The 17,474-nt window shown below is 69.6% G+C and carries 18 protein-coding genes; 12 read left to right on the forward strand and 6 right to left on the reverse strand.

Annotation, left to right across the window (positions count from 1 at the left end; translation table 11 throughout):
• The first annotated feature begins 117 nt into the window (after window positions 1-117).
• Together OHA40_RS29360 and OHA40_RS29365 are read left to right on the forward strand one after the other, a co-directional pair.
• Window positions 118-1,284, forward strand: a complete 1,167-nt coding sequence (locus OHA40_RS29360) for an epoxide hydrolase family protein (protein WP_330230079.1) — start codon at window positions 118-120, stop codon at window positions 1,282-1,284.
• Window positions 1,285-1,419: 135 nt separating this feature from the next.
• The gene (locus tag OHA40_RS29365; RefSeq protein ID WP_330230080.1) at window positions 1,420-1,806 is read left to right on the forward strand and encodes a PPOX class F420-dependent oxidoreductase; all 387 of its coding nucleotides are present in this window, start codon (window positions 1,420-1,422) and stop codon (window positions 1,804-1,806) included.
• On the opposite strand, the gene OHA40_RS29370 is transcribed toward OHA40_RS29365, so the two are convergent.
• Window positions 1,803-2,066, reverse strand: coding sequence for a helix-turn-helix transcriptional regulator (locus OHA40_RS29370; RefSeq protein ID WP_330230081.1), 264 nt, complete (start codon window positions 2,064-2,066; stop codon window positions 1,803-1,805). The genes OHA40_RS29365 and OHA40_RS29370 overlap by 4 nt on opposite strands.
• Window positions 2,067-2,172: 106 nt before the next feature.
• Between OHA40_RS29370 and map the strand changes: the two genes are divergently transcribed.
• Entirely contained in the window at window positions 2,173-2,940 is a 768-nt protein-coding gene (gene map / locus OHA40_RS29375; RefSeq protein ID WP_330230082.1) for a type I methionyl aminopeptidase, read from the forward strand.
• Between the two features lie 31 nt (window positions 2,941-2,971).
• Here the strand turns inward: map and OHA40_RS29380 are convergent, their stop codons facing one another.
• Complete coding sequence (locus OHA40_RS29380) at window positions 2,972-3,688, reverse strand: glyoxalase (protein WP_330230083.1); 717 nt, start codon at window positions 3,686-3,688, stop codon at window positions 2,972-2,974.
• 81 nt (window positions 3,689-3,769) lie between these two features.
• Here OHA40_RS29380 and OHA40_RS29385 point away from each other — a divergent pair, with 81 nt between their 5' ends.
• Window positions 3,770-4,369 carry a PadR family transcriptional regulator gene (locus OHA40_RS29385; protein WP_330230084.1) on the forward strand — a complete coding sequence of 200 codons (600 nt, stop codon included), beginning with the start codon at window positions 3,770-3,772 and terminating at the stop codon, window positions 4,367-4,369.
• Between the two features lie 98 nt (window positions 4,370-4,467).
• Entirely contained in the window at window positions 4,468-4,851 is a 384-nt protein-coding gene (locus OHA40_RS29390) for a PPOX class F420-dependent oxidoreductase (RefSeq protein WP_330230085.1), read from the forward strand.
• 96 nt (window positions 4,852-4,947) lie between these two features.
• Here OHA40_RS29390 and OHA40_RS29395 read toward each other — a convergent pair whose 3' ends face one another.
• Complete coding sequence (locus OHA40_RS29395) at window positions 4,948-6,336, reverse strand: metallopeptidase TldD-related protein (RefSeq protein WP_330230086.1); 1,389 nt, start codon at window positions 6,334-6,336, stop codon at window positions 4,948-4,950.
• On the reverse strand, window positions 6,333-7,874 hold the full coding sequence (locus tag OHA40_RS29400; RefSeq protein WP_442943841.1) for a TldD/PmbA family protein: 1,542 nt from the start codon (window positions 7,872-7,874) through the stop codon (window positions 6,333-6,335). Before OHA40_RS29400 ends, OHA40_RS29395 begins: the two co-directional genes overlap by 4 nt.
• 634 nt (window positions 7,875-8,508) lie before the next feature.
• On the opposite strand from OHA40_RS29400, the gene OHA40_RS29405 reads away from it, so the two are divergent.
• Window positions 8,509-9,156 carry a TetR/AcrR family transcriptional regulator gene (locus tag OHA40_RS29405; RefSeq protein WP_330230087.1) on the forward strand — a complete coding sequence of 216 codons (648 nt, stop codon included), beginning with the start codon at window positions 8,509-8,511 and terminating at the stop codon, window positions 9,154-9,156.
• Here OHA40_RS29405 and OHA40_RS29410 read toward each other — a convergent pair whose 3' ends face one another.
• Together OHA40_RS29410 and OHA40_RS29415 are read right to left on the reverse strand one after the other, a co-directional pair.
• Window positions 9,157-9,924 (reverse strand): TSUP family transporter, encoded by a 768-nt coding sequence (locus OHA40_RS29410; RefSeq protein WP_330230088.1) that lies wholly within the window; start codon window positions 9,922-9,924, stop codon window positions 9,157-9,159.
• 5 nt (window positions 9,925-9,929) lie between these two features.
• On the reverse strand, window positions 9,930-10,199 hold the full coding sequence (locus tag OHA40_RS29415; RefSeq protein ID WP_330230089.1) for a hypothetical protein: 270 nt from the start codon (window positions 10,197-10,199) through the stop codon (window positions 9,930-9,932).
• A gap of 164 nt (window positions 10,200-10,363) precedes the next feature.
• Between OHA40_RS29415 and OHA40_RS29420 the strand changes: the two genes are divergently transcribed.
• The 6 genes from OHA40_RS29420 (at window position 10,364) to lnt (ending at window position 17,348) form a co-directional block, all read left to right on the forward strand.
• Complete coding sequence (locus OHA40_RS29420) at window positions 10,364-11,536, forward strand: sensor histidine kinase (RefSeq protein ID WP_330230090.1); 1,173 nt, start codon at window positions 10,364-10,366, stop codon at window positions 11,534-11,536.
• A gap of 148 nt (window positions 11,537-11,684) precedes the next feature.
• Window positions 11,685-12,344 (forward strand): response regulator transcription factor, encoded by a 660-nt coding sequence (locus OHA40_RS29425; protein ID WP_330230091.1) that lies wholly within the window; start codon window positions 11,685-11,687, stop codon window positions 12,342-12,344.
• 93 nt (window positions 12,345-12,437) lie between these two features.
• Window positions 12,438-12,920, forward strand: coding sequence for an FxsA family protein (locus OHA40_RS29430; protein ID WP_330230092.1), 483 nt, complete (start codon window positions 12,438-12,440; stop codon window positions 12,918-12,920).
• 56 nt (window positions 12,921-12,976) lie between these two features.
• On the forward strand, window positions 12,977-13,231 hold the full coding sequence (locus OHA40_RS29435) for a hypothetical protein (protein ID WP_330230093.1): 255 nt from the start codon (window positions 12,977-12,979) through the stop codon (window positions 13,229-13,231).
• A gap of 40 nt (window positions 13,232-13,271) precedes the next feature.
• Window positions 13,272-14,870, forward strand: coding sequence for an amidohydrolase (locus OHA40_RS29440; protein ID WP_330230094.1), 1,599 nt, complete (start codon window positions 13,272-13,274; stop codon window positions 14,868-14,870).
• A gap of 771 nt (window positions 14,871-15,641) precedes the next feature.
• Window positions 15,642-17,348 carry an apolipoprotein N-acyltransferase gene (gene lnt, locus OHA40_RS29445; protein WP_330234426.1) on the forward strand — a complete coding sequence of 569 codons (1,707 nt, stop codon included), beginning with the start codon at window positions 15,642-15,644 and terminating at the stop codon, window positions 17,346-17,348.
• Window positions 17,349-17,474: the final 126 nt, after the last annotated feature.

Consider the following 17,474-nt stretch of genomic DNA (forward strand, 5'->3'; position numbering starts at 1 on the left):
ACGCCGAGCGGACTGCTATTTCGTCTGGTAGGGCGCTGGAATCTAATCTCGACGAATCTGGTCGAGCCCTTGTATTGCGGAAGCAAGTCTTCCGCAATGGTCGCCAGAGTGGTTCTCATGACGAACACGACGCAGATCCGGCCTTTTCGTATCGACATTCCGCAGAGCGACCTGGATGAGTTGCGAGAGAGGCTGAGCCGCACGCGCTTTCCGCACGTGGTGCCTGGTACCGAGGGGGATTGGGGGCGGGGGATCGCGCCGCGATACCTGCGGGAGTTGGTGGAGTATTGGCGCGACGGGTTCGACTGGCGGCCGCAGGAGGAGCGGCTGAACGCCTATGACCAGTTCACCACCGAGATCGACGGGCAGACCATTCACTTCTTCCACGTCCGCTCGCCCGAGCCGGAGGCGATTCCACTGTTGATCACCCACGGCTACCCGGGGTCGGTGGTGGAGTTCTCCGAGCTGATCGGGCCGCTGACCGATCCGCGGTCCTACGGCGGTGATCCGGCGGACGCGTTTCATGTGGTGATCCCGTCGCTGCCCGGGTTCGGGTTCTCCACGCCGCTGGCTTCGACGGGCTGGGAACTGGCGCGCACGACCGAGGCGTTCGCGGAGTTGATGAGCAGGCTCGGCTACGAGAAGTTCGTGGCGCAGGGCGGCGATGTCGGCGCCGGAGTCACCGGTCGGCTGGCCGCGCTGTATCCGGAGCGGGTCGTCGCGACGCATATCAATAGCGATCAAGGCATGCTGGGGTTGGTGGGTGAGCAGCTTCCGATGCCGGACGGACTCACCGATGACGAACTCGCCGAGATCGACGTCGCGCGGGCCGAGTGGGCGCAGCAGCAGGGATACCTGGTGTTGCAGAACACCCAGCCGAACGTGATCGCCGCCGCGCTCACCGACTCGCCGGTCGCACAGCTCGGCTGGATCGCGGAGAAGTTCCAGATCTGGACCGATCCCGCGCGTCCGGAAGACGCGGCGATCGATCGTGACCTGCTGCTGACCAACATCAGCATCTACTGGTTCACCCGCAGCGGCGCCTCCGCAGCTCAATTCCTCTGGGAGACCGCGCATTCCGGGATGGCTTGGGTCGCGGCCTCGGGCGTGCCGCAGGGCTGGGCGGTCTTCAACACGCATCCGCTGATGCGCCGCGTGATGAACCCGGACGGCCGCATCGAGCACTTCAGTGAATACGCCGAGGGCGGGCACTTCGCCGCGGTTGAGGAACCGGAACTCTTCCTGGCGGACGTGCGCGCGTTCTTCCGCGAATATCGCGGGTAGCGGCCAGAAGGGCGGCGGCGCGACCCGATCGCGTCGCCGCCGCGTAGCGCAAGCGCATTCTACGTCCGGACGCGTAGTGGCGAACCGTTCCGCGGTCGGATGTCCCCGCCGGTCGGCGCGCCTACGGTGCTCGATATGACGTGGAACGAGATGAGTCAGAGCAAGTTCGTCCTGCTGACCACCTACAAGAAGGACGGAACGCCGGTCGGCACGCCCGTCTGGGTGGCGCCGGACGGCGACCGGATCGTCGTCTGGACCGATCCGAAGACGTGGAAGGTCAAGCGGATCCGCCGCAATCCGGACGTCACGCTGCAGATCTGCGACGGACGCGGCCGCCCGAAGGCGGAGGAGGTCTTGGCGGGCAACGCCCGGATCCTCGATGCGGACGGCACACAGCGGGTTCGCGACGTGGTCGCGGACAAATACGGGGTGATCGGCAAGCTCGCCATTCGCGGACACAAGCTGCTGCGCGGCGCGGATGCGTCGGTTGGCATCGCTATCGATCAGAAGGCGCTGCCTTAGGCCGATTCGGCAAGTCCCGCCGAGCGCCAGATGTCCGCGAGATCGTCGAGCGGCAGCGCGAGCACCTGGCTGAGCGACACAACGGTGCCGAAGGCGGGGGAGGGAAGCCTGCCGGTCTCGATCTTGCGCAATGTCTCCGGTGAAATACCCGCCGCCTGTGCGACGTCGCCGAGATCACGGTCGGCGCGTGCGCTGCGCAGGGCGGCGCCGAGGCGGCGGCCCGCGTCGATCTGCGCGGGGGTCAGTGGGAGACGGACCATACGCTCAGGCTACGTGCGGTATTTAAATACCGCAAGCCGCCCTGGCTGGTATTTAAATACCGCTGCTGCTATTGTGGTATTAAAATACCAGCGTGTTGGAGGATTGATGGTCGAGTTGAAGAGCCCCGCGGAGATCGCGCGGATGCGAGTGGCGGGGCGCTTCGTCGCCGATGTGCTCACCGAACTGCGCGAACACGCGCGAGTCGGGGTGAACCTGCTCGAGCTGGAGGCCTATGTCCGGGAACGTATTCGCGAGCGCGGAGCGGAGTCCTGCTACTGGGACTATGCGCCGTCGTTCGGGCGCGGGCCGTTCCGCAACACCGTCTGCCTGTCGGTGAATGATGCCGTCCTGCACGGACTCCCGTTCGACTACGCCCTGTGCGACGGCGACGTGCTGACCATGGACCTCGCCGCCGGTGTCGACGGCTGGGTCGCGGATTCGGCGACCACCGTCGTGGTCGGCACCGCCGCGCCCGAGGATGTGCGGTTGGTCCGCGCCACCGAGGAGGCGCTGGCGGCAGCGATCGCGGTCGCGGTGCCGGGTAACCGCATCGGCGACATCTCCGCCGCCATCGCCGCCGTGGCACGGGACTACGGCTACCCGGTGAACACCGAGTTCGGCGGCCACGGCCTGGGTCGCACCATGCACGAGGACCCGCATGTGGCCAACACGGGCCGTCCGGGGCGCGGCTACCGGTTGCGCCCGGGACTCACCATCGCGATCGAACCCTGGTTCGCGCGCACGACCGACCGTATCGTCACGGACCCGGATGGCTGGACCATCCGGTCGGCGGATGGCTCGCGCACTGCCCATTCCGAACACACTGTCGCGATCACGCCAGAGGGGCCGGAGGTGCTGACCGCAGCGGCCTGAGCGCTTCGGATGCCGAACCCGATGGCGGCCACTAGGTTTCGGACAACCACGCGGCAAGGTCGTCGGACGCGCGCAGCTCGTCGGCGACGGCGGCTCGTTCCGCGTCGGACAATCGCATCGCGCGCAGCTCGGCGTGGAACCGTGCGGCGTGGTCGGGATCGTCGGTCGCGACGGCCAGTTCGGCGAGCGCTCCCAGTGCCCGGGCGACATCCAGGCGGGGCGCCTCCAGGCGGAAGCGGCCGAGACCGACCTCGAGCACGCGGAAGGCCGCCTTGTAGTCGGTCTTGAAATCACGCAGGATGCGGGCGTTGTCCAGAACCTTCGCCAGGCCATCCAGCGCCTCCGACCCGCCGTACTCGACTTTCATGGGTTCGTCACGCTGGACATAGATCAGCTGGTTGCCTGCCGGGTCGACCACCGTGAACCGGCTCTGCCCGGGCCGGAAGCGGGTGATTCGCGGCAGTCCCTTCGCGGGAACCTTGCCGTACCTGGCGCGCAGCGCCGTGGTGAACGCTTGATGCCTGCTCGCGGCATCGTCGACCATCACAAGGCAGCCGGTGCGTTCGGTGGGTATGTCGGTGTCCATCGGCGTCGGCGTGAAATGCAGTGCGCAGCCGTGGTCTTCGACCGCGCCGTAGACATAGGGGCGGGTCTGCTCATAGGTCACCGTGTAGCCGAGCGTCTTGTAGAAATCCAGCGTTCCGGCCAGATCGCCGGTCCAGAGCTGCGGCACCGCCGTGTCGGACATGAACCCTCCAAAAGCTACGGTAGTCAATTTTGACTAGCAGAGCCTAGGGGTGAGCTCTGCTCGAAGTCAAACTTGACTACTATGACGAGTTCCGACCGGAAGGAGTTCGCCATGTCGGCCGTGCGCCTCTTGGTGCTGGGAGTGATGCGCCTGCGTCAGCCGACCCACGGCTATGCCGTGCGCCGGGAGTTGCTGTCCTGGCGTGCCGAGACCTGGACGAACGTGAAACCCGGGTCGATCTACCACGCGCTCAAACAACTCACGCACGAGGGTAAGTTGAGCCCGTTCGGCACCCAGGACAGCGATCAGGGGCCAGGACGCACCCTGTTCCAGATGACCGAGGCGGGCGAGGCCGAGTTCCGCAGGCTCATGGACGAGGCGCTGGTCAGCGTCGACATGGAGGAACTCGGCGCGGGCATCGCGTTCATGGACGCGCTGCCCAGGGCGCATGTGATCGAGAAGTTGCGCGAACAGCGCCGCCGCAGTGAGGAAGTGTGCACCAGTCTGCTCACCATGATCCCCGACTTCCCCGGGCGATACGAGGCGCCACACGCGACCGACCTGCTGGAGTTGTGGAGCGGCGTCTTCGAGAATCTGTCGGGGTGGACCGAGGCGGTGTTGACGCGACTGGAAGCGGGGGAGTACCGAATGTCGGACCAGGTACAGGCTGATCCGAACTGAGCCGCGGAGGGCCTGGCGGGCGTCATGGAGAAACAGCGCGCGGCCGCGGCGCGTTCGGCAGCGCGCCGTAGCCGCGATCGGCGGATACGCTGGCTGGCATGACGAATGCGCTGGGAGCTGTCGCTGCGGCCGACTACGTGCTGCTCACCACGTTCCGCAAGGACGGCACTCCGGTCGGCACCGCCGTGTGGGCGGTATCCGAGAACGGCAAACTGTACGTCTGGACGGTGACCGACAGCTGGAAGGTCAAGCGGCTGCGCCGCAACCCGGCGGTCACCGTGCAACCCTGTGGTGCCACGGGCAAGCCGCACGGCGAGGTGGTCGAAGCGACCGCGCGGATCCTCGACGCCGACGGCACGGAACGGGTGCGCAAACTGCTGCGGCGCAAGTACTGGCTCACCGGCCCGCTGATCATCCTCGGCAGCAACCTGCGCCGCGGCAAGTCCGGCACCATCGGCATCGAGATCACGCCCGCGGCCTGACCCTGCGACCGACGACCGCCGCGGCGTAGGAGATCACCGCGCGGGTCTGTGTGCCGCTCGGCCCCGCCTGGATGACCGCGCAAGCCGGGACCGGAATCAGGTCGCCTGGCTGACCGAGGACATGTGGAAGTCGGGAATACGCAACGGCGGCATAGCGGTTCGGGTGAACCAGTCCTTCCATTCGCGCGGCAGCGTGATCTCGGTGGCGCCCGCATCGGTCACGCGCCGGAGCAGATCCAGCGGGCTCTCGTTGAACCGGAAATTGTTCACCGCGGCGGTGACCTCTCCGTTCTCCACGAGATACACCCCGTCGCGGGTGAGGCCGGTGAGCAGCAGCGTCGCCGGATCGACCTCGCGGATGTACCACAGCGTCGTCAGCAGCAGGCCGCGTTCGGTGCGGGCGATCATCTCATCGATTGTCGCGTCGGAACCCCCGGTGAGCAGCAGATTCTCCCCGGGAACCGTGGCAGGGGCGTCGAACTCGGCGGCCGTGGCGCGCGGGTAGACCAGCGCGGAGATCACACCGTCGCGCAGCCAGTCGACGCGCTCGGCGGGCATGCCGTTGTCGAACACCGACATCGACTCCGACGACGCGGTCGCCGCGACGAACGGGCGATACTCCAAGCCGGGCGCGTAGGGGTCCGAGTAGAGCGTGAGCGGAATGCCGGTCAGGCGCTCGCCGACCCGCGTTCCGCCCGGCCGTGCGAAGGCGGTGTGACCCTCGTGCGCGCCGCGGCCTTCCATCGACCAGGCCAGGTAGATCATCAGGTCGGCGACGGTGGATGGCGGCAGCAGGGTTTCGTAGCGGCCCGCGGGCAACTCGACCTTGCGCTTGGCCCAGTCCAGGCGCAGGGACAGCTCGGCGAGCAGGCCGGTCACGTCGACATCGGTGAAGTCCTTGGTTCCCACGCCGGCCCACGCGCTGGCCAGATCGGCGTCCGCGCCGCGTTTGCCGTTGATCTCCACCGAACCGGTGGGTTGCACGAAGCGGCGGCGGATGCCGGTCGAGGTGCCCAGCCAAGTGGTGTGCACCTGATGGTGGGCGAAACCGTACAGGCGATCGGCGCCGTCGAAACCGGCGGCCAAGTCGTCGGCGAGATCGGTGAACACCTCGATGCCGGTGCCGCCCGCCGCGGCCGACCAGTCATCGTCGACCGCGTCCGGCTCGAGCAGCGGCATGGCGTCCCTGGCGGGTTCGGCGCTGCGCGCGGCCTCCTCGCCGGCCCGCACCACCGCCGCGATGGCATCGGGATCCACACTGGTCGAGGCGACCGTGCCGACCCGCGCGAGCCTCGGCCCCTCGCGGAACACCGAGATCACCGCCCAGCTCCTGGACACCGACGACCCGTTGGTGGTCATCGAGTTCCCGGCCCAGCGCAGCGATGCCTCGTGCTCGTCGCGGACGATCACTATCGTCTCGTCGGCGGTGGACAGTGCGAGCGCCCGCTCCACGGTCGCGCTCGCGGGGAACAGCTCGTCGGTCACTGGCCGGCCTCCGTCCGGGTGTTGAGAACATTGACGCCGCGCACCAGGATCGACGGGCAGCCGTGGCTGACCGACGCGACCTGGCCGGGCTGTGCTTTGCCGCAGTTGAACGCCCCGCCGAGCTGCCAGGTGGACGGTCCGCCGACCGCCTCCATCGCACCCCAGAAGTCGGTGGTGGTGGCCTGGTAGGCGACGTCGCGCAGCTGGCCGTCCAGCTTGCCGCCGCGGATGCGGAAGAACCGCTGACCGGTGAACTGGAAGTTGTAGCGCTGCATGTCGATCGACCACGACTTGTCGCCGACGATGTAGATGCCGTCGTCCACGCGGGAGATCAGCTCCTCGGTACTGGTGTCGCGGACGGGGTCGGGTTGCAGCGAGACGTTGGCCATCCGCTGGATCGGCACGTGGTGGGCCGAGTCCGCGTACGAGCAACCGTTGGATCGCTCCAGGCCCAGCCGCGGGGCGAACACCCGGTCCAGTTGATACCCGACCAGGATGCCGTCGCGAACCAGGTCCCACCGCTGCCCGGCGACCCCTTCGTCGTCGTAACCGACACTGGCCAGGCCGTGCGCTTCGGTGCGGTCACCGGTCACGTGCATGATCCGGGTCCCGTAGCGCAGCGTGCCCAGTTTGTCCGGCGTCGCGAACGAGGTGCCCGCGTAGGCGGATTCGTAGCCGATGGCGCGGTCGTACTCGGTGGCGTGGCCGATGGATTCGTGGATGGTCAGCCACAGATTGGTCGGATCGATGACGAGATCGGTCGGCCCGGCCTGCACGCTGGGCGCCTTCACCTTCTCGGCCAGCCACTCCGGGATCCGCGCGAGTTCGCCGTCCCAGTCCCGGATTCCGTCGGCGCCGGTGACGTACTCCCACCCGCGGCCGGCCGGTGCGGCCAGCGTGCGCATCGTCTCGAACACTCCGGTCGCGGTGTCCACCGTAATGGCCTCGAGACTGGGATGCAGCCGGACCCGCTGCTGGGTGATCGACGACCCGGCGGTGTCGGCGTAGAAGGTCTGCTCCTTGACCTGCAGCACACTCGCGGTGACGTGATCGACCCCGTCGGCGTGCGACAGCCGCTCCGAATAATCCTGCAGCAGAGCGACCTTCTCGCCGGTCGGCACGCTGAACGGGTCGAGGTCGTAGTCGGAGACCCAACGCACGTCGGCGTAGCGCGGCTCGGGGGCGAGCTCGACGCGCTCCCGGTTGAGCGCGCGCAGCGTGGTGGCGACGGTGACCGCGGTGCGGGCCACCTCGGCGGCGATGTCGGGTGTGAGCGCGGCGTGTGACGCGAAACCCCAAGTGCCGTCCACGATCACGCGCACGGCGAAGCCGAGCTCGGTGCTGTCGGTGACGGCCTCCACGCGGCCGTCGCGCAATCGGATCGACTGGGTGACCAATCGGTGCACCCGGAGATCGGCGTGCTCGGCGCCGGCTGCCGCGGCCGCGCTGAGCGCGGCGCCGGCGAGCGCGGCCAGTGGAAGATCGAGGAACTCGGCGTCCACGTCTTTGGAAGTCGCGATGCTCACCCGCACCAACATAATGGGCGCAGCCGAACGACGTCTGCCGTAGCTCCGTTTCCGAGCCGGGCGAAGGTCGAGGCAGCCGCGTGGTGGGTGCGGCCGAACGACGTCTGCTGTAGCGGTTCTGGGCCGGGAGTAGACCGACGCAGCTGCGTGGTGGGTGCGGCCGAACGACGTCTGCTGTAGCGGTTCCGGGCCGGGAGTAGACCGACGCAGCTGCGTGGTGGGTGCGGCCGAACGACGTCTGCTGTAGCCCATTCCGGGCCGGACGCAGACCGACGCAGCTGCATGGTGGGTGCGGCCGAACGACGTTTGCTGTAGCCGTGCAGGGTCGGGCGGAGGTCGAGGCAGCCGCTGGTGGGTGCAGCCGGACGGTGTCCGCCGGTAGCCCGTGCCGGGCCGGGTGAAGGCCGTGACAGCCGCATGTTGGGGCCAGTCGGACGGAGTTCGCACCAGCTTGCGCCGGGCCGGGCGAAAGCGAGGCAGGCGCTTGATCGGCGACGCCGCGCAGGTGGGGTCGAGCGCGATTACGCCCCGTGCAAAGCTGCACTGGGTGCCTGTTTGCGTGGGATGCGCGGTGGCGCAGGGTGAACGGCACGCGGGACACCCGCGCTTACCGCGTGTTGCTCGCCGCATGCCGTACTGTGCCCGCGTGCCGCCATCCGCTCTCCGTGACCGCAAGCGCGAACGTACCCGCCGAGCCATCCTCGAAGCCGCAGCCGAACTGTTCGAAACCAGCGGCTACGAGGACACGACGGTGGCCGACATCGCCGCCGCTGCGGACGTCGGCACGCGGACGTTCTTCAACTATTTCGGCAGCAAGGAAGAGCTGCTCTTCCCGGAATCCGACGAGCGGGTGCGCGCCGCGGTGGCCGCAATCGCCAGCAGGCGCCCCGGAGAGCGTCCGGTGGAGGTCTTGCTGCGCGCGTTGCGCGCCGCGGGCGACAACCCGGGCGAACACCTCATCGACGACCTTTCCGCCCGGATCGCGGCGCTGCGCGCCAAGGTCTCGCGAACCGTGCCCGCGGTGAGCGGCCGCGCCGCGCACGCCCAGCTGGTCGCGCAGCGCGAGATCGCCAGGCAGCTGCACGGCGCGTTCCCTGCCGAACTCGACGAGGTGGGCGCCGCCGCGCTGGTCGGCGCGGTGGTCGGAGCGGTGTCGGGTGCGCTGACCGTGTTGTTCCAGCAGCCGGTCGCCGGTGCCGAGGAGGGCGAGCGTCTGCACCGCCGAATTCACGAGACCACGTCGCGCGTGCTGCAACCCTGGCTGGCCACCCATCACGTCGAACCGGTGGGCTGATCAGCCGAACTGCTGCCAGCCCAACCGGATCACCATCGCGATCACCACCACCAGCAGCACGACGCGCACGAATTCGGCGCCCTTCCGCAGCGCCATCCGCGACCCGATCACCGCACCGAGCACATTCGCCGCGGCCATCGCCGCACCGAGCGCCCAGAGGATGTGGCCGGTGGCTCCGAAGAAGAGCAGGGCGCCGATGTTCGAGCCGCAGTTGAGCACCTTGGCCATGGCCGCGGCGCGCACGAACTCGGTGCCGAGCAGGGTGGCGAAGGTGATGATCAGAAAGGTTCCGGTGCCGGGTCCGAGCAGACCGTCGTAGAACCCGATCAGCCCCGCCGCCAGCGCCACCGTGAGGATGACCTTGCGCCGCGTTGGCGGGTGGGTGGCCAGCGTGAGGCCGATCGACGGACGTACCGTGACGAAGATCGCGACACCCACGAGCACCACCATCACGATCGGAATGAACAGCTCGCGGTCGATCAGCGAGACCGCGGCGGCGCCGCCCACCGCCGCCACGGCGGCGATCACCGCGGCGGGCAGCAGCACCCGCCAGCGCATCGGCACCTTGCGCGCGAAGGTCGCCACCGCGGCGCTCGTGCCGGCGACCGAGGCGAGCTTGTTGGTGCCGAGCGCGGTCTGCGGCGCGATGCCGGGCGCCACCACGAACAGCGTGGGCAGGATGATCAGCCCGCCGCCGCCCACCACCGCGTCCACCCACCCCGCAGCCGTCGCCGCCGTCAACAGAACCGCCCAGTCACCGATCTCCACCCCTGTCAGACAACCAGACCGCCGGACCGCGCGCCGATCCGGCGTCCGCGCCCGGTTGGGCCAACGCCGCCGTGCTCGGCCGGATCCTGTCCAGTCGTGGGGTGCTGGTCCGGGATCCGGACGCACCGCTTGGACCGCATCGACACCGTCGTCATCGACAACGACGCGCTCACCTCGCACAGGACCGGCGAGTGCGGTGTCGGGCGCGTGATCATCTCGCTGACCGCGGTGCCCAGCTGCCGCCCCGAGTACCGGACGTCCATCGAGTCGATCACCCGTCGCGGCCTTCGATCGCAGTCTGCGGACAGGACAGCGTCGTCACGCCGGTGCTGCCGAGAGCGGCGCCTGCGCCGGAAATCGTGTGAGGACCATTCGGCATACCGCTCTGGCGTCCGCCGGGTCGGCGTGGCCGCGTGCCGGGCGCACCTAGGCTGAACCCGTGCGTCGGTTCAGCCTGTGGCTTCGTGGCCAGCCCATCGTCGCCGATTCGATGCTGGCGGCGGTGCTTCTGGTGCTCGAGGTCGTCGGGGTCGGCAACGCACACAACAAGCTCGCCTACCTGGCCATCGGCGTGCTGCTTCCGCTTCCGGTGGTGTTGCGCCGGGTGTACCCACGGACCATGGCGGTCGCCACGCTGGCGCTGGCGCTGGCCGTGTCGCTGGTGGGTTTCCTGACCGAGGAGGACGCCGACCACATCGCGCTGCTGTCGGTGGGCATCATGCTCTACACGCTGGTGGCCTACGTCGGGCGGCGCGAGGGACTGTTGTTCGGGCTCGGCCTGGTGGCGGATCTCATGCTCTCGAGCGCGGCGATGGGCCGGCCCTCCGGGTCCGACATCATCTTCACGGCCATGTACTACGCGCTGTGCTGGACGCTCGCGGAGTTCATCGGCGCTCGGCACGCCTACGACGCCGAGGTCGCCGCGCGTCTCGCGGTCGCCGACAACGACAAGGAGCGCCGTGCGCACGACGCCGTCTCGGCCGAACGCACGCGCATCGCCCGGGAACTGCACGACGTGGTCGCGCACGCGGTGAGCGTGATCATCGTGCAGGCAGACGGCGCGAGGTACGCGCTGCGCCGCGACCCGGACGCGGCCGAGCAGGCGCTCACCACCATCGCGAGCACCGGCCGCGAGGCGCTGCGCGAACTGCGCAGAACCGTGGCCCTGCTGCGCACCGAGCACGCGCCCGACCAGCTGCCCCAGCACGGCACCGCGGGCATCGCCAAGGCCGTGGAGATGATGCGCGGCACCGGTCTCGCCGTGGAACTCGAGCTGACCGGCGAACTGGACGACATCGCTCCCGAGGTCAGTCTCGGCGTGCTTCGCATCGTGCAGGAATCGCTGACCAACACGCTGCGGCACGCCGGCCCGCACCCGAAAGCGTGGGTGCGGGTGCGCCGCGCCGACTCCGATGTGTTGATCGACGTCACCGACAGCGGCGGGCTGCCGCTGCATGAACCGGCCACCCGTATCGAGGGCAGCGGGCTCGGGTTGGTCGGGATGCGCGAGCGCGTCGCCGTACTGGGCGGCAGTCTGGACGTGGGCCCCGCCGCCGATGGCGCCTGGCGAGTGCACGCGAGCATTCCGCTACGCCCGGGCCCGGCGGAGTGAGCCGGGCTCGGTGTCGGTCGCGCGGCATGTAACCACTGTGCCTGAGAGGGATTCGGACACCGAGGCAACCGAGGACCGCGCGGACGGGATCATCGCGCCGGGACGCCGGGACGCCGGGACGCGGAAGCGCCCACGTTACATTGGGGGCGTGCCGATCACCGTTCTCGTAGTCGATGACCAGGAACTCATGCGTATGGGGTTGAAGATGGTGCTCGGCGCGCACCCCGATATCGAAGTGATCGGCGAGGCGGCCAACGGCGCTGCCGCGGTCGCCAGGGCAGCCGAGCTGCGGCCCGACGTCGTGCTGATGGACGTGCGGATGCCGGTTGTCGACGGCGTCGCCGCCACCAGCCGCATCGTGGAGGCAGGGTACGGCAGCCGGGTGCTGGTCATGACGACCTTCGACCTCGACGAGCACGCACTCGGCGCGCTGCGTGCGGGGGCGAGCGGATTCCTCTTGAAGGACACCCCGCCGGAGGACCTCGTCTCGGCCATCCGCAGTGTCGCCGCGGGTGACGCGGTGGTCTCTCCGAAGGTGACCAAACGCCTGTTGGACCGGCTCATCGCGGAAGATCCGGCGCGCACCCGCGATCCAGGTGTGCTCGATGTGCTCACCGCCCGCGAGCGCGAGGTGCTCGAGCAGATCGCGGCAGGGCGCTCCAACGCCGAGATCGCCGAGCAGCTGTACCTCTCCGAGGCCACGGTCAAGACACACGTCGGCCGGGTGCTCACCAAACTCGGTCTGCGGGATCGGGTTCAGGCGGTCGTCCTGGCCTACGAAACCGGCCTGGTGCGCCCAGGCGGCTGACCAGGGGGCGGATCTCAGAGTCTTATCAGGCAGACCGGGAGAAAAACGCGGGTGCCGGACGTTGACCGGGGTAGATCGTCCGAAGGGATCGCCATGGCCGCGTTGTTGTTCGTGCTGTACGTCGTCGTCGAGATCGCCGCGCTGGTCGCGGTCGGCCAGCTGATCGGCGTCATGCCGACGATTCTGGTGCTGATCGCCGGGTCGGCCGCGGGCATGCTGCTGGTCGGCTCGCAGGGGCGTCGGGTGTTCGAGCAGTTCCGGCGGGCCGGTCGCGGAGAAGTCGCGCCGGGCACCGCCGTGGCCGACGGCGCGCTGGTCGCCACGGGTGGCGTGCTGATGTTCGTGCCCGGCCTGGTCACCTCACTGCTCGGTCTGCTTCTGCTGCTGCCCCCGACGCGGTTTCTGGTGCGTCCGCTGGTCACGGCGTTCGCGGCGCGGCGCTTCGGCAGGCTCGCCGCCGCCGCGCCCTATCGCGGCGTGGTCATAGACGGCGATGAGGTGATCGACGGCGTCGTGGTGCGGCAGTGGTACGACGACGGGCAGGGCGATGCCCGCCGCGTCATCAACCCGTCCTGAGGGGAAGTCGCCGACGCCTGGTTCCGTGCGGCGCGCCGAAGGGCTATCGTGGCGCGATGGCCACCGAGCAACTCACCGTCACGGTGAGCGAGGAGCTGGCCGCCGCGGTCCGACGCGCGGCGGCCAGTGCGGGACAGTCGATTTCCGGATTCACGGCCGCTGCGCTGCGGCTGGAGCTGATCGCCATGGAGGCGGGCTGCCGGTCCACGGCGGCGGGCGGAACCGGCAGCGCGCCGCCGGAGTACGCGGAGGTGATGACGGTGCTGGCGCAGCAGGAGGATCTGGCGCGCCGGCCTGTACTGAACGGCTGACCGAAACCGCCGGATCGGGCATACGGCAGACTGGTGCTCCGTGAGTACCCAGTTGCTGACCGGCGGCCGCTTCTACAGTGCGAGTTCACCCGACGCCACGGCCATGGCGGTGACCGACGGGACCGTGGTCTGGCTCGGCGCCGAGCAACCGGGACGCGCGCTGCACCCGGACGCGGAGGTCGTCGACCTCGACGGCGCCTTCGTCGCGCCCGCGTTCGTCGACCCGCACGTGCACGTCACGGCGCTCGGGCTGAAGCTGACCGGTCTCGACTTGTCGGGCGCCGCGTCGCTCGAACACTGCTTGCGGTTGCTGCGGGCGTCCGCCGCGGCACACCCGGACGGCGCCATCCTGGGTGACGGCTGGGACGAGACCAGCTGGCCGGAGGGCAGGCCGCCCACCGTCGAGGAGATCGACGCGGCGGCGGGTGCCGGTCGTCACGTGTACCTCTCGCGCGTGGACGGGCACTCCGCCGTGGCGTCCTCGGCACTGCTGGCCACGCTGGCCGCACTGAACTCGGCCGACGGATTCACCCGGGGTGAGCCGGTGCGCGCCGCAGCCCACCATCTGGTGCGTGCCGCCGCGCTCACGAGTCTGTCCAGGGCGCAACGGGATCGGGCCCGCGCCGCGGCCTTGGACCACGCCGCCGCGCGTGGGATCGTCGCGGTGCACGAATGCGCGGGTCCGGAAATCGCTGGGCGCGCCGACCTTCGCGAACTGCTCGAATTCGACCACGGCGTGCAGGTCCGGGCCTATTGGGGTGAGGTGGTGCGCAGCGCCGAACAGGCTCGCGCCTTGGTCGAGGAACTCGGCGTGCACGCCCTGGGCGGCGACCTGTTCGTAGACGGCTCCTTCGGGTCGCATACGGCGTGGCTTCGTGCGCCCTACGCCGACGAGCACGGTTGCGGCCGAAGCTATCTCGATGCCGTGACAATTGCCGATCATGTCCGTGCCTGCACCGTCGCGGGAATTCAGGCCGGGTTCCACGCGATCGGCGACGCCGCCATGGACGCGCTCGTCGCGGGTGTCGAGCGGGTGGCCGACGAACTCGGCGGGCCCGCCGTCGCCGCGCTCGGGCACCGAGTCGAGCACGCCGAGCTGATCGATGCGGAGCACATCGCGAAACTCGCGCGCTGGGGCGTAATCGCCAGTGTGCAGCCGGGATTCGACGCGGCTTGGGGCGGACCGGACGGCATGTACGCCGCGCGGCTCGGCGCCGAGCGCGCCGCGACCCTGAACCCGTTCGCCACCATGGCCGCCGCCGGCGTCGCCCTCGCGATCGGCTCCGACGCCCCGGTCACCGCCCTCGATCCATGGGCGGCGGTGCGGGCGGCATCCAACCATCGCACCCCCGGCCACGGTCTGTCGCCGCGCGCCGCCTTCGCCGCGGCGACGCGCGGCGCCTGGCGGGCGGGCGGGGTCCGCGACGGTGTGGCGGGCACGCTGGTGCCGGGTGCTCCCGCGTCCTACGCGATCTGGGATGCCGACGAGCTCGTCGTCGCCGCTGCCGCCGACTCGGTGCAGCGCTGGTCCACCGACCCTCGCTCGCGCGTGCCGGGATTGCCTGCGCTGGAACCTGATTCACCGCTGCCGACGTGCCTGCGCACCGTGCACCGGGGAACGACGATCTATGCGGCATGACCGAGTCCGCGTGGAGCCGACGCCGGAACTCGCCGGTCGCCGGCCGGGCATTTCGGTGCGTGACGGGCGAGATTCGCGGGGATCGCGGCGGCACGGCTCGACCGTTTGCTCGCGCAGGTGTGCGCGCACTGTTCGCACGGCTTCGGCGCGGCGGCTCCGACCGCTGCTTCGGCGTCCAGAACGCGGGACGAGGCCGGTCATCGCCGGCGGCCGCGCCGCGGCCATCCCGAGCCCTCGTGCTACAGCCCAGCGGTATGGATCGTCCGCGCGTTGGACGCCGGTCGAGCCTGCTGAGAGGCGGGCGGTGACCGAGCGGCAGACGTCCGCTGGCCCGCGTACATCCGCTGTGCGGTGGATATTCGCCGAGCGGGAGAAGCCAGGTCGATCCGGCCCTCGATGCACTTACGACGTGCACCGAGATCCCCGCTCCGCTGGGCGCGGCACTCAGCGGCGTCGCCGCACTCTCCGGCGGCATCGGGGCGTGCGGGGGATATGGGCCGTGTCGAAAGCGTCGGCCATGCGGCAGGCCGTGGCGGGGCCATGGTTGGTGTTCGAGCAACGGCGGATGCCAGATGAGATGGAGGCGTTCGCCGAGCGCAGGGAGTCGGATAAGCGACGGACGTCGGCCGACTGGCGGACGGCGGCACACACAGTGGGTGCCGGCCTCCCGGCGGCCTGTGGTGGCCCCTGCGCTTCGCTCTGCGAGCGTCCGGTGTGGCGTACGTCGGCCGAGTGGCGGATGGCGGCCGAATGGCGGACGGTAGCGGGGTGATGGTGCATGAGCGGGTAGCGGGATGGGGGCGGTCGCTGTCGGCCGCGGTGCGCGCACGTCCGGCGCCGGCGCGCTCGGGGGCGGCGATCCTCGCCGGCCTGCTGCTGTTCGGCAGCTTCCCGCCCCGGCCGTGGTGGTTCCTCGCGCCGCTGGGTATCGCGGTGCTCACTCTCGCCGTCCGCGGCGACGGGCGCCTCCGGGCGGGCTTCGGCTACGGATTTCTGGCCGGCTGGGCGTTCTTCCTCCCGTTGCTGCCGTGGACCGGCATCTACGTCGGACCGCTGCCGTGGATTGCGCTGTCCACCGCCTGCGCGGTCTTCGTGGGCGTATTCGGTCTGCTCGCCCGGCTCGTCGGCACGCTGCCCGGCTGGCCCCTCTGGGTGGCGCTGGCGTGGACCACTGCCGAGCTGGGCCGGTCCAGCTTCCCCTTCGGCGGATTTCCCTGGGGCCGTTTGGCATTCGGCCAAGCCGACGGCTGGTTCCTGTCGCTGGCGGCGGTCGGCGGCGCACCGCTGGTCGGATTCGCGGTGGCGCTCACCGGAACCGGCGCCGCGGCACTGATATCGCTGCTCTGGTCGCGTCGTGCGTCCGGTGGTGCGCTCGGAGCCGCCGTATCGGCCGCCGACGTCGAGTCCGGGACGCCCGGCCCCATCGCGGTCCGCGCGACCCGACTCGGGTATGCCGCGGCAGTCCTCGCCATAGCTCTCATGCCTGTTGCCGGACTGCTGCTGCGCGCCGCCTTGCCCGATCCGGAGGCGGGCGACCGAACGGTCACGGTCGCCGCGATCCAAGGGAGCGTGCCGCGACTCGGCCTGGATTTCAACGAACAGCGGCGCGCCGTCCTGGACAACCACGTGCGGCGCACCGAGGAGTTGGCCGCGGACGTCGCGGCGGGCCGCGTACCGCGACCCGACGTGGTGATCTGGCCGGAGAACTCCTCGGACATCGATCCGCTGCGCAACCCCGATGCCGCCGCCCTGATCACCTCGGCTTCCGAGCGGATCGGCGCACCGATCCTGGTCGGCGCGGTGCTGGTCAATTCGGACCGGACCACCACCAACTCGGTGATGGTGTGGAACGGCGCGGCGGGCCCCGGCGAGCGTCACGACAAGAAGATCATCCAGCCCTTCGGTGAGTACCTTCCGATGCGCGGGTTCTTCCGGCTCTTCTCCGAATACGCCGATCGCGCGGGATATTTCGTGCCGGGCAAGGGCGACGGCGTGGTACGCGCCGCCGGTATCGACATCGGCGTCGCCACCTGCTACGAGGTGGCCTTCGACAGGTCGTTCGAAGACGCGATGCGCGCGGGAGCCGAGTTGCTCACGGTGCCCACCAACAACGCTACCTTCGGTGACAGCGAGATGACGTATCAGCAACTGGCGATGTCGCGCATCCGTGCCGTCGAGCACGGCAGGGCGCTGGTCGTCGCGGCCACCTCGGGCGTCAGCGCGATCATCGCCGCCGATGGCAGCGTGCAGCAGGAAACGGCGTTGTTCGTGCCCGCCGCTCTGGTCGCGGAGCTCCCCGTGCGCGACGACAACACGCTTGCCACGCGAATAGGCCCGGCACCGGAGCGGGTTTTCGCTATGCTGACCGCTGCCGCCGTATCGGCCGCGATCCTCCGGCGGCGATCCACACGCAAGGATGATTCGACCGGCCACTCTGTCGTCACCGGTCGAACAGCAGTCCAGCAGAACCCGCATTAACCGAACACTCGGTATGTTCTTGCCCCCCACTTGCCCCGGAAATAGTGGGGCGGTGTTGCGTTGCGCGGCGTTAGCCCGATAACTCCACTGATCGGCGCAGTAGCATCGAACAGTCTGGTCCGGCCC

Source organism: Nocardia sp. NBC_00508 (assembly GCF_036346875.1).
Classification (GTDB): domain Bacteria; phylum Actinomycetota; class Actinomycetes; order Mycobacteriales; family Mycobacteriaceae; genus Nocardia.

Excerpts from the sequence above, each read along its gene's own strand:
- OHA40_RS29360 (WP_330230079.1), top strand. The coding sequence starts at position 118 with ATGACGAACACGACGCAGATCCGGCCTTTTCGTATCGACATTCCGCAG.
- OHA40_RS29365 (WP_330230080.1), top strand. The coding sequence starts at position 1,420 with ATGACGTGGAACGAGATGAGTCAGAGCAAGTTCGTCCTGCTGACCACC.
- OHA40_RS29370 (WP_330230081.1), bottom strand. The coding sequence starts at position 2,066 with ATGGTCCGTCTCCCACTGACCCCCGCGCAGATCGACGCGGGCCGCCGC.
- map (WP_330230082.1), top strand. The coding sequence starts at position 2,173 with ATGGTCGAGTTGAAGAGCCCCGCGGAGATCGCGCGGATGCGAGTGGCG.
- OHA40_RS29380 (WP_330230083.1), bottom strand. The coding sequence starts at position 3,688 with ATGTCCGACACGGCGGTGCCGCAGCTCTGGACCGGCGATCTGGCCGGA.
- OHA40_RS29385 (WP_330230084.1), top strand. The coding sequence starts at position 3,770 with ATGACGAGTTCCGACCGGAAGGAGTTCGCCATGTCGGCCGTGCGCCTC.
- OHA40_RS29390 (WP_330230085.1), top strand. The coding sequence starts at position 4,468 with ATGACGAATGCGCTGGGAGCTGTCGCTGCGGCCGACTACGTGCTGCTC.
- OHA40_RS29400 (WP_442943841.1), bottom strand. The coding sequence starts at position 7,874 with ATGTTGGTGCGGGTGAGCATCGCGACTTCCAAAGACGTGGACGCCGAG.
- OHA40_RS29430 (WP_330230092.1), top strand. The coding sequence starts at position 12,438 with ATGGCCGCGTTGTTGTTCGTGCTGTACGTCGTCGTCGAGATCGCCGCG.
- OHA40_RS29435 (WP_330230093.1), top strand. The coding sequence starts at position 12,977 with ATGGCCACCGAGCAACTCACCGTCACGGTGAGCGAGGAGCTGGCCGCC.
- lnt (WP_330234426.1), top strand. The coding sequence starts at position 15,642 with ATGGTGCATGAGCGGGTAGCGGGATGGGGGCGGTCGCTGTCGGCCGCG.